The organism is Kineosporia sp. A_224 (assembly GCF_002198655.1).
Lineage (GTDB): Bacteria > Actinomycetota > Actinomycetes > Actinomycetales > Kineosporiaceae > R-H-3.
In genome coordinates, this window is sequence record NZ_MWLN01000121.1 from 1 (window position 1) to 14,590 (window position 14,590).

Genomic DNA, 14,590 nt, shown 5'->3' on the forward strand with positions numbered 1-14,590 from the left:
GCTTCGACGACGCCGACGTCGAGGGCTCCTCGCTCGTCGGTGCGCCCGTCGTCGAGCAGCTCCTCGGGGGCAAGCTCATCGACGAGCGCGAGGAGTGAGCCGCCGGTGACCGGCATCGCGCCCGGCGACCGCCCGGCGCTCGCCTCGTCCCTCGCGGGCGTGCTCTCCGCGATCGACGGCTGGGAGGTCCCCGCCGCCGGTGTCGTCGTCACCGACGCGCACGGGGTGCTCGCGTCCCGCGGCGCCGTCGACGAGCCCTCCCGGGTCGCGTCGGTGAGCAAGCTGCTCACCGCGTACGCGATCGGGGTCGCCGTCGAGGAGGAGGCCGTCACCCTCGACGACCCGGCCGGGCCGCCGGGAGCAACCCTGCGGCACCTGCTCGCGCACACCGCCGGCTACGGCTTCGAGAGCGACGCCCCGGTCGTCTGCGCACCGGCGACCCGCCGGGTGTACTCCAACCGCGGCATCGAGGAGGCCGCCGCCCACCTCGCGGCGGCCAGCGGCGTCCCCTTCGCCGAGTACCTCACCGAGGCCGTCCTCGAACCCCTCGGGCTCGCCGCGACGACCCCCCAGGGCTCGCCCGCCTTCGGCTTCCACAGCACGGTCACCGACCTCGCGGCCTTCGGCCGCGAGCTGCTGGCCCCCGCGGTGCTGCACCCGTCGACCCTCACCGGGTTCGTCGAGGTCGCCTACCCGGGTCTGGCGGGCATCGTCCCGGGCGTCGGCCGGTTCGACCCGTGCGACTGGGGCCTGGGGTTCGAGCGCAACTTCGGCCGGCCCGGGCACTGGGCCGGCACCCGGGTCTCGCCGCTCACGTTCGGCCACTTCGGCGGCAGCGGCTCGTTCCTCTGGGTCGACCCGACCCGCGGCGTCGCCGTCGCGTGCCTGACGCAGCAGGGGTTCGGGCCGTGGGGGATGCAGGCGTGGCCGCCGCTGTGCGACGCGCTCGTCGGCGTCCTCGACGGCGCCCGCTGACCCCTGCGGCCCGGCCCGAGCAGGCTCAGTCCGCCCGGCGCACGAGGAAGTCGCCCAGGTCGGGCTCGCGGATCATCTCCCGGTAGTCGACGATCCGCCACGGCAAGGTCGAGACGACCCGGCCGGCCGGGTTGCGGTACCAGTTCGTCATCCCGGGGTGGGTCCAGATCATCGCGCCGTGGGCGGCGTCCACCCGCTCGGTGTACTCCCGCGCGACCTCCGCCCGTGGCTCGACCGACGTGATGCCCTCGCCGAGCATCCGTTCCACGAGCCGGACGACGTACTCCGCCTGGAACTCCGCGATCGTGATCATGCTGCCGCCGTGCCCGAGCGCGGTGTTCGGGCCGATGAGCATGAAGAAGTTCGGCAGGTCCGGCACCGTGACGCCGAGGTAGGCGGTCGCGTCGTCCGGCCCCCACTGCTCGCGCACGGTGCGCCCCGACCGGCCGCGGACCTGCCACGGCCCGAGGAACTCGTGCGCCTGGAACCCCGTGCAGAGGATGACGACGTCCGCGTCGACGTGGGCGCCCGCGCTCTCGACCCCGGACGGCGTGAACCGCAGGACCTCCTCGGCGACGAGGTCGACGTGCTCGCGGCGCAGCGCCGCGAACCAGCCGTTGTCGAGCAGCATCCGCTTGCCGAAGGGCGGGTAGCCGGGCAGGCACTTCGCGAGCAGGTCCGGCCGGTCGGCGAGCTCCGCCTCGAGGTAGCGGGTGAAAACCCTTCTGTGGGCGTCGTTCTCGGCGTTGACCGACCGGGCCGGCTCGGTCCACGCAGGGTCGCGCTGCAGCGAACGGTGCACCTTGTCGTTGAAGGTCCAGGCGAGCCGGGCCCGGTACCAGTCGCGGTACAGCGGCACGGTGCGCATGAGCCAGTGCGCCTCGTCCGGGAACCGCCGGAAGATGTCCGAGTTCGGCGCGACCCACTGCGGCGACCGCTGGAACACCGTGAGGTGCGCGACGTCGTCCACGACCGCCGGCACGATCTGCATCGCGCTCGCACCGGTGCCGATGGCGACGACCCGCCGGCCGGCGAGGTCGACGTCGTCCGGCCACAGTGCCGAGTGGAACACCCTGCCGGAGAACGACTCCATGCCCTCGATGACCGGCACCCGTGGCCGGTTCAGCTGCCCGACGGCGCTCACGACGGCGTTCGCCCGGAACGTCTCGCCGGTCGTCGTCGTGACGACCCACTCCTGTGCCGCGTCGTCCCAGCCGGACGACGCCACCTCGGTGCCGAAGCGTACGAGCCCGCGCAGGTCGTTGGCGTCGGCGAAGTCCCGCAGGTACTGCTCGACCTCGGGCTGCCGGCCGAAGTACGTCGCCCAGTCGTGGTCGAAGAACGAGTACGAGTAGAGGTGGCTCGGGGTGTCGACGCCCGCGCCGGGGTAGCGGTTCTCCAGCCAGGTGCCGCCGACGTCGTCGTTCTTCTCGAGCACCGTCACCGTGACGCCGAGGGCCCGCAGCCGCAGCGCCGCGAGCATCCCGGAGACCCCGGCCCCGACGACGAGCGCGCTGAAACCGGCCGCCCCGGCGACCTGCCCGTGCTCGGGCGCCGGCGCGAACCCCAGCAGCTCGGCGAGCATCGGCTCGAACTCCGGCGGGACGGGCTCGCCCTGCGCGACCTCGAGCAGCTCGACGAGCGCGTCGCCGCGCGGCGCGGGGACGGCGGCCGGCCGCCCGTGCGACCACGCGAGCACCGCCTCGAGCGCCGCGGCCCGGATCTGCCCCTGCACGTCGTCCGGGAGCCCGCCGGAGGCGTTGTCGTCCATGCCGCGCCCGCGCTGCGGCCGGTACGGCGCAGCGAGCCAGCGCCGGTCGCCGGTGAGCTGGTGCAGCACGACGACGAGCGTCGGGATGTTCGCGTGCTCGAGCGCTGCGGCGAGCCGGTCGGCGTCGACCGGGGCCGCGGGCGTGTCCAGGAGGGTCATGCGCCGTCCCGTCGGTTCGGATGGTCCTCGCCGAGGCGCGGCGGGCAGACCAGGGTGTAACGGCTGTTAGGTCACGGTAGACGTGCGGACCGCTCGGAGCCAAGACCCCTGCGTATCCCAGCCGAAGCACCTCTTGACCAGAGACCTAGGTCACACCATGCTGTCGCTGACGAACCCTAACCACGGCTAGGACGGAGCAGCAATGGAGCTGATCGACGCCATGCGGACCACCGGCACGTGCCGGTACTTCTCCGACGACCCGGTGCCCGACGAGGTGCTCTACACCGCCTTCGACGCCGCCCGGTTCGGCCCGCAGGGCGGCAACCGGCAGCCCGTGCGCTACGTCGTCGTCCGCGACCCCGCGCGCAAGAAGGCGCTCGCCGACCTCTACCTCCCGCCGTGGAAGGGCTACCTCGCGGCCATCTCCACCGGCGACATCAACGTCGGTGCGCTCGACAAGACGGTCCAGGCGGCCGACGACTTCGCCGAGAACCTGCACAAGGTCCCGGCGATCATCGTCGTCTGCGCCGAGGTCGGCGGCCTGCACCCGACCGACACCGAGCTCGGGCGGCTGTCCGTCGTCGGCGGCTGCTCGATCTACCCGACGATGCAGAACCTCTGCCTCGCACTGCGCGACCAGGGCGTCGCGACCGCCGTGACGACGCTGCTGTGCCTGTCCGAGCCCGCGGTCACCGAGCTGCTCGAGATCCCCGAGGGCTTCATCACCGCCGCGCACATCGCCGTCGGCTACCCCGCCAAGGGCTTCCCGACCAAGCTGACCCGCTCCCCGGTCGAGGACATCGTGCACCTGGAGACCTTCGGGTCGCCGATGTACGCGAGCACGGCCGGATGACGGCGGTGTCGTCCGCTGCGTCGAACGGAGCCCTGCCCGAGCACTACCGCGCCGCCCTCGGCCGCTCGACGCTGGGCGACCAGCTCCGCCGGCACGCCGCGAACCAGCCCGCCAAGGTCGCGTTCGTGGCCTTCGGCGCGGACGGCGCGCGGACGGCGGTCACGTACGGCGAGCTCGACGCGATGGCGAACCGGGCCGCGCACGTGCTCCTCGGGCAGGGCGTCGCCCGCGGCGACCGGGTCGCGATGCTCTCGCGCAACCGGGTCGACGTCGTCGCGGTCTACTACGGCGCGCTCAAGGTCGGGGCGACGTTCACCGTCGTCAGCCCGCTGCTCAAGCCGCACGAGGTGCGCGCGCAGCTCGAGCACGCCGAGCCGGCCGTGCTCGTCGCGACGCACGACCTCGTGCCCGGCGGCGCGGCGGCGGCCGAGGGCCTGCCGGTGCGCTGCCTCGACCTGGACGGCGGCCCGACGGGTGCGGCGGGCGGCGACCTCGCACCGGGCTGGCTCTCGTGGGCCGACCTCGTCGCGGCGGCCCCGGCGACCGAGCCGGACGCCGAGGTCGACGAGCTCGACGTCGCGATGCTCGTGTACACCAGCGGCACCGAGGCGGCGCCGAAGGGCGTGCTCGTGCCGCACCGCAACTACCTCACCTCGACCGCGCCCGCGTGGTCGTGGGGGCTGCGGACCGGCCCGGACGACGTGTGGCTGTTCGTCATGCCGTTCTTCACGATCGCCGGTCTCGGCTCGATGACGACGCTGACGATGATGGGCGCGACCCTCGTGCTCCCCGCCGCGGTCGACCCGGAGTCGGCGCTGCGGATCGTCCGCGAGGAGGGCGTCACCGTCATCGCCCAGACGCCGACCTTCTACATGGCGCTCGCGCAGCACCCGGACTTCGGGCCCGACGCCGTCGGCACCGTCAAGCGCTGCATGACGTACGGCGGCCAGATGACCCCGAGCACGATCGACGCGTGGGCGAAGGCCTCGCCGGACGTCGTGTGGGGCACCTACTGGGGGCAGTCCGAGCTCTCCCAGCTCGGCACCGTCGGCTGGTTCCGCACGCTCGACGACATCCCGGACGGCGACCCGACGTGGATCGGCAAGCCGGTGACGCACCTCGAGGTCCGCGTCGTCGGCCTCGACGGGCAGGACGCCGACCTCGGCGAGCTCTGGTGCCGCAGCCCCTCGGCGATGCTCGGCTACTACAAGGACCCCGAGCGCACCGCCGAGGTCTTCCGCGACGGCTGGGTGCACACCGGGGACATGGTCCGGCGGGACGCCGAGGGCAACCTCTTCTTCCACGACCGGATCAAGGACGTCATCAAGTCCGGCGGGATGAACGTGTCCTCGCAGGAGGTCGAGCGCGCCCTCATGCAGCACCCGGCCGTGCTGCGGGCGGCGGTCGTCGGCCGCGCGGACGAGTACTGGTCCGAGGCGGTGACGGCGTTCGTCATCCCGAAGCCGGACGCCGACGTCGACACCGCGGCGGTGCTCGACTTCTGCCGGGAGCGGCTCGCCGGCTACAAGGTGCCCAAGGCCGTGCACGTCGTCCCGGAGTTCCCGGTCGACCCGCAGGGCAAGATCCTCAAGCGCACGCTGCGCGACCCGTCGTGGACGCCGGCCGGCTGACGGAGCGGTCGGGCGCCCGGGGCCGGGTGACGACGGAGCAGATCGTCTCCGCCGCCGCCCGGCTCTTCGCGTCGGACGGCTACCACGAGATCGGTATGCGGGAGATCGCCGACGCCCTGGGCATCCGCGGCGCGAGCCTCTACCACCACTACGCGTCGAAGGAGGAGATCCTCTTCGCGATCTGCCTGACGGTGAGCGAGGAGCCCGTCGAGCGGACGCTGCCGGTGCTCGACGAGGCCGGGACGCCGACCGAGCGGCTCACCCGGCTGGTCCGCGGGCACCTGCTCCACCTCGTCGAGCGGCAGGTCGAGCACCTCGTCGGCCGGCACGAGCTCGCGGCCCTCACCCCGGAGCACCGGGCCGTCGTCGACGGGCACCGGCGGTACTACCAGCGCCGGGTCGCCGACACGGTCGCCGCGGGGGTGCGCGCCGGCGAGCTGCACGTGGCCGACGTCCGGCTCGTGACCCTCGCCCTGCTCGACATGCTCAACGGCACGAGCTCCTGGTACCGGCCCGACGGTCCGCTGGCCGCGGAGGACCTTGCCGGCACCTACGTCCGGCTCGCGGTCGAGGGGCTGCTCGGCGGGCGGCTGCCGGACGGCGCCTGAGCACGGCCGAGCACGACGGGCGAGCGCGACGCAGGAGCGCGACGGGCGGGACGCAGGAGCGCGACGGGCGGGACGCAGGAGCGCGACGGGCGGGACGGCGTCCGCCTCGGGCGTTCGGACCTTTCGCAGGTAAGGCTCGGATCACGTGGTTCGGGCGGCGCCGATGTCCGCGGGGTCACGTAGGCTGCCCGATGTGTACGAAGGCGTGGTCCAGGACCTCATCGACGAGCTCGGGCGGCTGCCCGGGGTCGGTCCGAAGAGTGCCCAGCGGATCGCCTTCCATCTGCTCGCCTCCGACCCGGCGGACATCCGCCGTCTCGTGTCGGCGCTCACGGAGGTCACCGAGAAGGTGCGCTTCTGCGACGTCTGCGGGAACGTGTCGGCCGACCAGCAGTGCCGGATCTGCCGCGACCCGCGGCGGGACCTCTCCGTGCTGTGCGTGGTCGAGGAGCCGAAGGACGTCGTCGCGATCGAGAAGACCCGCGAGTTCCGCGGCCGGTACCACGTGCTCGGCGGGGCGATCAGCCCCATCGAGGGTGTCGGCCCGGACGATCTTCGTATCAAGGAGCTCGTCCAGCGCCTCGCGTCGGGTGACGTCACGGAGATCATCATCGCGACGGACCCGAACCTCGAAGGGGAGGCGACGGCGACGTACCTCGCCCGTTGGCTCAAGCCGATGGGCGTCAGGATCACGCGGCTCGCGTCCGGGCTGCCCGTCGGGGGGGACCTCGAGTACGCCGACGAGCTGACACTGGGCCGGGCCTTCGAGGGGAGGAGACTTCTGGATGTCTGACCGGAGCACCGAAACACCCGTCACCGACGGCCTCGCCGTCTCGGTGGAGAACGCCGCCGAGCGGCAGGAGCTGCGCCGTCTCGCCGACGAGACCGCGGCCGACGCGCAGGCCTACCTGGACGCCCTGACCGAGGTCGCCGCCGGCTCCGCGCCGGACACCGCGATCCCGGTCCTGCTGCTGGCGCTCTCGCAGACCTCGGTCGCGGGCGCCCGGCTCGGCGCGATCAGCGACGTCGTCCCGAGCGAGCGCTTCGAGCCTGACGCCGGCCCCGACCCGGACGTCGACCCGGTGCGGCAGAACCTCGCGAACCTCTTCCACGGCCTCGACGACTACGCCGACGTCGTTGACCCGCTGACGAACCACGAGGTCGTCCGGGCGAGCCTCGTCGACGACCTCGCGGACGTCGCGACCGAGCTCGCGCACGGCCTCAAGCACTACCGTGCCGGTCGCATCGACGAGGCGCTGTGGTGGTGGCAGTACTCGTACCTGTCGACGTGGGGCGTCCGCGCGACGAGCGCGCTGCGCGTTCTCCAGACGGTGCTCGCGCACCTGCGGCTCGACGCCGACCCGGACACCGTGGCGGATGCCGAGTTCGAGGCGCTGCACGTCAGCTGACCGCCTGAGCCCGCGGGCGCGGACACTGGGAGACCGGGCGTGGACGACCCGCAGGCGTTCATCGCCGCCGACCGTCGCCGGGCGATCGCGTCCGGGGTCGAGCTGCCCACGCGGGTGCGGGGTGCGGCGCTGTTCGCCGACATCTCCGGCTTCACGCCGCTCACCGAGACCCTGGCCCGCGAGCTCGGGCCGCGGCGGGGCGCCGACGAGCTGAGCACCGTGCTCGGGGCGGTCTTCGAGGCCCTGCTCTCGCGGCTGCACGCGCACGGCGGGGACGTCATCTCCTTCAGCGGGGACGCCGTCACGTGCTGGCTCGACGGGGACGACGGTCTGCGGGCGGTCGCGTGCGGCCTCGCCATGCAGGAGGCGATGGCGGACGTCGGCCGGGTCGTCACGCCGTCCGGCACCGCCGTCGACCTCGCGATGAAGGTCGCCGTCGCGGTGGGGGAGGCCCGCCGGCTCGTCGTCGGCGACCACCGGGTGCAGCTCGTCGACGTCCTCGCCGGCCGGCTCGTCGACCACCTCGCCGCGGCCGAGCGACGCGCGACCACGGGAACGGTGACCCTCGACGCGTCGGCGCTCGACGCCCTCGGCGACCGGGCCGACGTCGACGTGCTCCCTGCCGACCTGACGGGCGACGTGCACCTGCCCGGCGACGCGACCGGACGGCGGGTCGGGGTGCTCCGCGGCCTGCGCGTGCCGCGACCCGCCCCGATGCCGTGGGAGCCGCCCCCGGACCTGCCCGAGCACGTCGTCCGGCAGTGGCTGCTGCCCCAGGTCTACGAGCGGATGCGGTCCGGCCGAGGCGAGTTCCTCGCCGAGCTGCGGCCCGCCGTCCCGCTCTTCGTGTCCTTCGGCGGGATCGACTACGACACCGACCCGTCGGCGCACGCCAAGCTCGACGAGTTCGTCATGGAGGCCCAGCGGGTCGTCGACGCGTACGGCGGCAGCACCCTGCAGCTGACGCTCGGCGACAAGGGCGCCTACCTCTACGCCGTGTTCGGCTCCCCGCTCGCCCACGAGGACGACGCCGCGCGGGCCTGCGCCGCGGCGCTCGAGCTGCGGGCGCTCGAGGGCCGGACGAGCGCGACCGACCTGCGGATCGGGATCGCGACCGGCCGGCTGCGCAGCGGCACGTACGGGCACCCGACCCGGCGCACGTTCTGCTGCCTCGGGGACGCCGTGAACGTCGCGGCCCGGCTCATGTCCGCCGCTGCGGCCGGCGAGATCATCGTCGACGGCCGGGTGCACCGGGCGGCCGAGGACCGGTTCGCGTGGCGCCGGCTCGCCCCGCTCGCGGTCAAGGGCAAGAGCGCGGCGATCCAGGCGCACGCCCTCGAGGACGTCCGGGCCGGCGGCACCGGGCTCGCGGCGCGGCTCGCCGTCCGGTTCACCGAGCCGATGGTCGGCCGGGTCCGCGAGCTGGCGGTCGTCACGGAGGTCGTCGAGGACGTCGTCGCCGGCTCTGGGCGGGTGCTCGAGATCGTCGCCGAGGCCGGCATGGGCAAGTCCCGGCTGGTCGCGGAGATGGTGCGGGTGCTGTCCCGCAGCGGGGTCGCCGTCCACGTCGGGGAGAGCCCGTCGTTCGGCGCCGGCACGAGCTACGCGGCATGGCGCGACGTCTGGTGGGACCTGCTCGGGCTCGGTGGTCTCGACCCCGACGACCTGCCCGCGGTGAGCTCCGCGCTGCGGGCCCGGCTGGAGTCCGTCGACCCGGGCCTCGTCTCCCGGCTGCCGCTGCTCGGCGCGCTGCTCGACCTCGCCCTGCCGGACAGCGACCTGACCCGGGGCTTCGACGCCAAGCTGCGCAAGACGTCGCTCGAGGACCTCGCCGTCCGCGTCGTCGCGCACCGGGCCTCGACCGCGCCGCTCGCGCTCGTCGTCGAGGACAGCCACTGGATGGACCCGCTCTCCCGGGACCTGCTCACCGTGCTCGCGCAGGCGGCCGCGGCGGTGCCGCTGCTCGTCGTCGTGGCCTACCGGCCGGCCGGCGCCGGCGAGCCGGGGACCGGGCTCGAGGTACTGGCGCACCGCCGGGCCCTCGAGCTCGGGGCGCTCGACGACGAGGTCGTCGCGGCGCTGGTGCGGTCGCTCGTCCGGGCCCGGACGCCGGACGCCGGGGACGTCCCGGAGGTGCTCGTCGAGCGGGTCGTCGGGCGCAGCGCGGGCAACCCGTTCTACGTCGAGGAGCTCGTCACGTACCTGCTCGAGCGCGCCGACGGCCGCTTCACCGGCGTCGACGTCGAGACCCTCGACATGCCCGAGAGCCTCGCCGCGCTCGTCCTCTCCCGGATCGACACCCTCGCCGAGGGGCCGCGGACGACGGCCAAGGTCGCGAGCGTCGTCGGCCGCTCGTTCACCGGGGCCGCGCTGCACGCCGTCCACCCCGACCTCGGCGACCGGGCCGGCGTCGACGCCGACCTCGACGTCCTGCGCGAGGTCGACCTGCTCACGCTCGACGACGCCGCGACCCGGCTGCACGCCTTCCGGCACGTCATCGTCCGGGACGTCGCCTACGAGTCGATGCCGCACGGCGTCCGCACCCGGCTCCACGAGCGGGCCGGCGACCACGTCGCCGCGGCGGCGTCCACGGCCGGTGGTCAGCTCCTCGACCTCGTCGCGTACCACTACGCGCGCGGCGGGGACGACGCGAAGAAGCGCTCGGCCCTGCTCGCGGCGGGTGCGGCGGCGCAGGCCCGGTACGCCAACTCGACGGCGATCGAGCACTACCGGGCGGTGCTCCCGCTGCTCGACGACGACGGCGCGCGCGGTCCGGTGCTGCTGGCCCTCGGCCAGGTGCTCGAGCTCACCGCGGCCTGGGACGACGCGGAGCACGCCTACGCCCGGGCACGGGCGTTCGCCGACGGGTCCGGCGACCGAGCGGCGACCGGTTGGGCGGACGTCGCGCTCGCCGAGGTCGCCCGCAAGCAGGGCCGGTTCGCGGACGCCGAGGCCCGGCTCGCGCACGCGGCCGACGCGTTCACGGCGCTCGCCGACGAGGTCGGCCTCGGCCGGGTGCTCCACCTGCGCGGGACCCTCGCCGCCCAACAGGGTCGCTACGACGACGCCCGGGCGCACTACGAGGCGAGCCTCGCCGTCCGGGAACGGCTCGGGGACCGGGCGCAGGCCGCCGCGCTGCTCAGCAACCTCGGCGTCATCGCCGAGTACACCGGCGACTACGCCGGCGCCCGCTCCCTCAACGAGCAGGCCCTCGCGCTGCGCACCCAGGTCGGCGACCGCTGGGCGATCGGCGTCTCGCAGAACAACCTCGGCATGATCGCCCTGCTCACCGAGGACTTCGTCGACGCGAAGGCCCGTTTCACCGAGGCGATGCGCCTCAACCTCGAGGTCGGTGACGCCTGGATGGTCGCCATCGCGCACAACAACCTCGGGAACGCGCTGCGCGGCCTCGGCGACCTCGACGGTGCCCGTGCCGGCTACGCCCGCGCCCTGGAGGCCTACCTGCGCTGGGACGACCGCTGGGCCCTGGCGATCCTGCTCGAGGACGTGGCCGTCACCGCCGCCCGTCTCGGCGCCCGACCCGACGCGCTCCGCCTGCTCGGCGCCGCCGAGACCCTGCGCGCCGAGATCGGGTCGCCCCGCTCGCCGAGTGACGAGACGGGACTGGCCGAGGTGCTCACGCCCGCCGCCCCGGACGACGAGCCGCTCCTCGCCGCCGGTCGGGCGCTGACGCTTGCCGCCGCCGCGGACCTCGCGGTCGCCGTCTGCCGCTGACGGCCCGCGCCCCGGGGCGACCGCCGGGTGCTGTGCTCTGCCCTCACTCGTGAGGGTGCCGCCGTCCGACGTCGACCGAGGGACCTCGGGCGGCCGCACGCGACCGGCCTGCCGTCGCACCACACCGTCGACGTTGCCCGGCAACTCGCCGGTCCCGGCCCGGAGTGTCGCGAAGCAACGACGACGCTGTGGCGCGGACAGCGCGGACGCCCGCCACAACGCAACCAGAAGTCGCGGTCCTGGGCTGTCCCGGCGCCGGGACGGCACTTGTGGTTGCGTTGTGGTCGCCGGCCCGCCTGCGCAGGCACGTTCCTGGCTCGCTCCTGATGGCAGAGCAAGGCAGGGCGCAGAACGCGTGGCTCGCTGGTGAGGGCAGAGCAAACACCCGTGGACGACGTGCCCTCACGGGCTGCCTCGCCACCGGGCGGCGTCCGTCGTACAGTGGTGACACCGCAAACTAGTACGGATTTCAACTACCCGAGGAGAGGTCATGCCGCCCACCGACGAGGAGCTCGTCGCGATCCGTTCCCGTCGCGAGGACCTCAAGGCGAAGTACGTCGTGCCGGTGGCGCAGCGCCCGGCGTCACGGGCCCGCGGCATCCACCACGCGGCGCTCATCTGCTCCGACGTCGAGCAGACGATCGCCTTCTACCAGGGCCTGCTCGAGTTCCCGCTGGTCGAGCTCACCGAGAACCGGGACTACCCCGGGTCGTCGCACTTCTTCTTCGACCTCGGCAACGCGACGCTGCTCGGCTTCTTCGACTTCCCCGGCCTGGGCCTGCAGCCCGGCGTCGAGGCGATCGGCACGGTCCAGCACATCGCGATCTCCGTCGAGCGCTCGAACTGGGAGTACCTGCAGGGCAAGCTCGACGCCGCCGGCATCGAGTACTTCGGCCCGGCGCAGGGCATCCCGGAGTCGATGTACTTCAAGGACCCCGACGGCATCCAGGTCGAGCTCCTGTCCGACCCCCTGCTCTACTTCGCCGGCAAGCAGCTGGACGAAGAAGACTGACCCCCACCCACCCTCGAGTTACTAGCGCGTATGACCCACTAACTGGGTCATACGCGCTAGTAACTGCGGCGGGGAGGAGGGCGGTCAGGCGACGCGGGTGCCGGTGGGGAGGCGGCGGGTCGGGGTGCGCAGGCGGCGGACGGCGACCACGACGAACAGACCGCCGAGGACCAGGTCCGCGGCGAGGCCGTAGGGCCACGTCGCGCGGAGGGACTCGCGCTGCGCCTGGCGTTCCCTGTCGTACTGCTGCGAGCGCGCCAGGTCCTCGTAGCACTCCTCGAGCGGGAACCTCGGGCCGAGCCGGGCCTCGCGGACGCTGTCCCGGATGAGCGTCATCGGGTCGTCGGACCCGTTCTCCGTCAATGGCTTCGGCGAGGCATCCGCGACGACGACGTAGGGCGACGCGGCGAGCAGCCACCAGGAGCGGTTGGTGTATGTGATGGTCCGCTCCTCCTGCGTGACCCGGCACCCGGTCGGGGCGCCCTCGGCGGTGTAGACCTGCTGGCGCACCGCGACCGACGTGTTCTCCGTGACGAGCGGCACCGACAGCGCGAAGAGCAGCGGCAGGCCCGGGCCGAGGAACGCGACGGTGAGGTAGGTCAGGACGGCGCTGGACGACGTCCGCGCCGTGATCGCCGACCAGCCGAGGCCGACCGCGCAGACGACGAGGATCGTCAGGGCGAGCACCGCAAGGACGACGGCGAGCCGGCCGAAGGGGGTGCCGCCGTCGAGGTAGATCCAGCCGATGAACGGGACGGCGGCCGCGAGCAGCGCGAGGCCGGTCGCCCAGGCGGCGAGGAGCTTGCCGACGACGATCTGCGCGGGGCTGAGCAGCGTCGTCTGCAGCGTCGCGAGGACGCCGGCCTGCCGGTCGCCGTTGATGCTCGTCGCCGAGAGGGCGGGGGAGACGAGCCCGGCGAGGGAGAGCACGAGGAAGACGATGATCCCGAACGTGAGCCGGCCGGCGACCTGGTCCGCGAGCCGGGCCGCGGCCTCGTCGGCACCCGGCGCGAGGCCCTCGCCCTCGAAGCTCGCGTCGTAGATCCGGTGCACGGCCCAGCGGACGAGGATCGTCAGCAGGGCGAGGACTCCGGTCCACAGCGCGAGGACGGCTGTCCAGCGGGTCGAGCGGATCCGTTGCCGCAGCTCGAGAACGGCGACGGTGCGGACGCCGGCCCAGCCGAGGTGCCACGTGCCCGGACCGGTGCCGTCCGGCAATGGTCGTGCGGCGAGCAGGAGACCTGCGCCACCGGGCGCGGGTGCGTGCGCCGCGTCGTCCGGGCGGGGGGCCGCGGCCGAGGTGAGGGAGTCGTCGCTCATCGCCGGTCCTCCGTGAGGGCGAGGTAGGCCTGCTCGAGGACGCCGGAGGCCGGCGCGAGCTCGACGACGGGGACGCCGTCGCGGACGAGGGCTGCGAGCAGCTCGGCGGCCTCGACGTCGGAGCCGAGCTCGACCTCGACGCCGTCCCGGTCCGGCGGCGGGTGCGGGGTCCGGCGGGCGTCGAGGGCGGCGAGCAGGACGCCGAGGTCGAGCGCCCGGACCCGCCAGGTGCGGCGGGCCTGCGCGGCGGCGGCGACCTCCTCGACGGCCACGGTGCGGCCGCGCGCGACGATGACGGCCCGGTCGGCCATCTCGTCGAGCTCGGCGAGCACGTGGCTCGACACGAGCACGGTCCGGCCCTCGGCGGCGAGCCCGCGGACGATGCCGCGCAGCTCGATCCGCGAGCGCGGGTCGAGGCCGGACGCGGGCTCGTCGAGCAGGACGACGTCCGGGTCGTGGACGAGCGCCCGGGCCAGGCCCAGGCGCTGCTTCTGCCCGCGGGACAGGACCTGCGTCGGGCGGTCCCGCAGGTCCGCGAGGTGGACCAGCTCGAGGAGGTGGTCGACCCGGGCCGCCGCGGCGGCGCGGGGCAGGGCGAACGCGTCGGCCACCGTGAGCAGCACCTCGCGGCAGGTCAGGGACTCCCACGTGCCGAAGACGTCGGGCATCCAGCCGGTCCGGGCGCGGACGGCGCGGGGCTGGGTCACCGGGTCGAAGCCGGCGATGCTCACCTGGCCGGCGTCCGGCACGAGCAGCGAGGCGAGGACGAGCAGCAGGGTGGTCTTGCCCGAGCCGTTCGGGCCGACGAGCGCGGTGACCTTGCCCGGCGGGGCGTCGAGGTCGATGTGGTCCACGGCGACGACGTCACCGAACGTGCGCCGGACACCGCGGGCCGTGATGCCGGCGCGCGGGACGGTCGGTTCCGTCATGCGACAACCCCCACTCGACGTCGTCCGTGGCTCCCCGCCCGGACGTGGCCGTCACCCGTACGGGTGACTCGCGGCCACGGATCATGCTGTCAGTTCTCCGGTGCCGCCGACCCAGGGACGCAAAGGTCACCGGTGAGGTTGCACGAGACCTCCACATCCTGCGCCCGGGTGCTCGTGCGGCGGAGGTC

General features: G+C 74.0%; 11 protein-coding genes. 8 read left to right on the plus strand and 3 right to left on the minus strand.

The annotated features are described in order from the left end of the window. Window positions 1-105 precede the first annotated feature (105 nt). Entirely contained in the window at window positions 106-975 is an 870-nt protein-coding gene (locus EDJALFJO_RS10890; protein WP_198950197.1) for a serine hydrolase, read from the plus strand. A gap of 25 nt (window positions 976-1,000) precedes the next feature. On the opposite strand, the gene EDJALFJO_RS10895 is transcribed toward EDJALFJO_RS10890, so the two are convergent. Then, window positions 1,001-2,905 carry an NAD(P)/FAD-dependent oxidoreductase gene (locus EDJALFJO_RS10895; protein WP_088285059.1) on the minus strand — a complete coding sequence of 635 codons (1,905 nt, stop codon included), beginning with the start codon at window positions 2,903-2,905 and terminating at the stop codon, window positions 1,001-1,003. A 202-nt stretch (window positions 2,906-3,107) separates the two neighbouring features. On the opposite strand from EDJALFJO_RS10895, the gene EDJALFJO_RS10900 reads away from it, so the two are divergent. From EDJALFJO_RS10900 to EDJALFJO_RS10930, 7 genes are all read left to right on the plus strand, one after another. Further along, complete coding sequence (locus EDJALFJO_RS10900) at window positions 3,108-3,758, plus strand: nitroreductase family protein (protein WP_088285061.1); 651 nt, start codon at window positions 3,108-3,110, stop codon at window positions 3,756-3,758. After that, window positions 3,755-5,389: a class I adenylate-forming enzyme family protein gene (locus EDJALFJO_RS10905; protein ID WP_088285063.1), complete on the plus strand. Its 1,635-nt coding sequence runs from the start codon at window positions 3,755-3,757 to the stop codon at window positions 5,387-5,389. The genes EDJALFJO_RS10900 and EDJALFJO_RS10905 overlap by 4 nt, the downstream gene beginning before the upstream one ends. Beyond that, window positions 5,371-5,997 carry a TetR/AcrR family transcriptional regulator gene (locus tag EDJALFJO_RS10910; protein WP_088285065.1) on the plus strand — a complete coding sequence of 209 codons (627 nt, stop codon included), beginning with the start codon at window positions 5,371-5,373 and terminating at the stop codon, window positions 5,995-5,997. Before EDJALFJO_RS10905 ends, EDJALFJO_RS10910 begins: the two co-directional genes overlap by 19 nt. A gap of 193 nt (window positions 5,998-6,190) precedes the next feature. Continuing rightward, on the plus strand, window positions 6,191-6,790 hold the full coding sequence (gene recR, locus EDJALFJO_RS10915; RefSeq protein ID WP_088285067.1) for a recombination mediator RecR: 600 nt from the start codon (window positions 6,191-6,193) through the stop codon (window positions 6,788-6,790). Then, on the plus strand, window positions 6,783-7,406 hold the full coding sequence (locus EDJALFJO_RS10920; protein ID WP_088285069.1) for a DUF5063 domain-containing protein: 624 nt from the start codon (window positions 6,783-6,785) through the stop codon (window positions 7,404-7,406). Before recR ends, EDJALFJO_RS10920 begins: the two co-directional genes overlap by 8 nt. Window positions 7,407-7,445: 39 nt before the next feature. Beyond that, entirely contained in the window at window positions 7,446-11,141 is a 3,696-nt protein-coding gene (locus tag EDJALFJO_RS10925; protein WP_088285071.1) for a tetratricopeptide repeat protein, read from the plus strand. A 490-nt stretch (window positions 11,142-11,631) separates the two neighbouring features. Further along, the gene (locus EDJALFJO_RS10930) at window positions 11,632-12,153 is read left to right on the plus strand and encodes a VOC family protein (RefSeq protein ID WP_088285073.1); all 522 of its coding nucleotides are present in this window, start codon (window positions 11,632-11,634) and stop codon (window positions 12,151-12,153) included. 84 nt (window positions 12,154-12,237) lie between these two features. Here EDJALFJO_RS10930 and EDJALFJO_RS10935 read toward each other — a convergent pair whose 3' ends face one another. Continuing rightward, window positions 12,238-13,473 carry an ABC transporter permease gene (locus EDJALFJO_RS10935; protein ID WP_088285075.1) on the minus strand — a complete coding sequence of 412 codons (1,236 nt, stop codon included), beginning with the start codon at window positions 13,471-13,473 and terminating at the stop codon, window positions 12,238-12,240. Next, a complete protein-coding gene (locus EDJALFJO_RS10940; RefSeq protein ID WP_088285077.1) occupies window positions 13,470-14,402 on the minus strand; it encodes an ABC transporter ATP-binding protein in 933 nt (310 codons plus the stop codon). Before EDJALFJO_RS10940 ends, EDJALFJO_RS10935 begins: the two co-directional genes overlap by 4 nt. Window positions 14,403-14,590 lie beyond the last annotated feature (188 nt).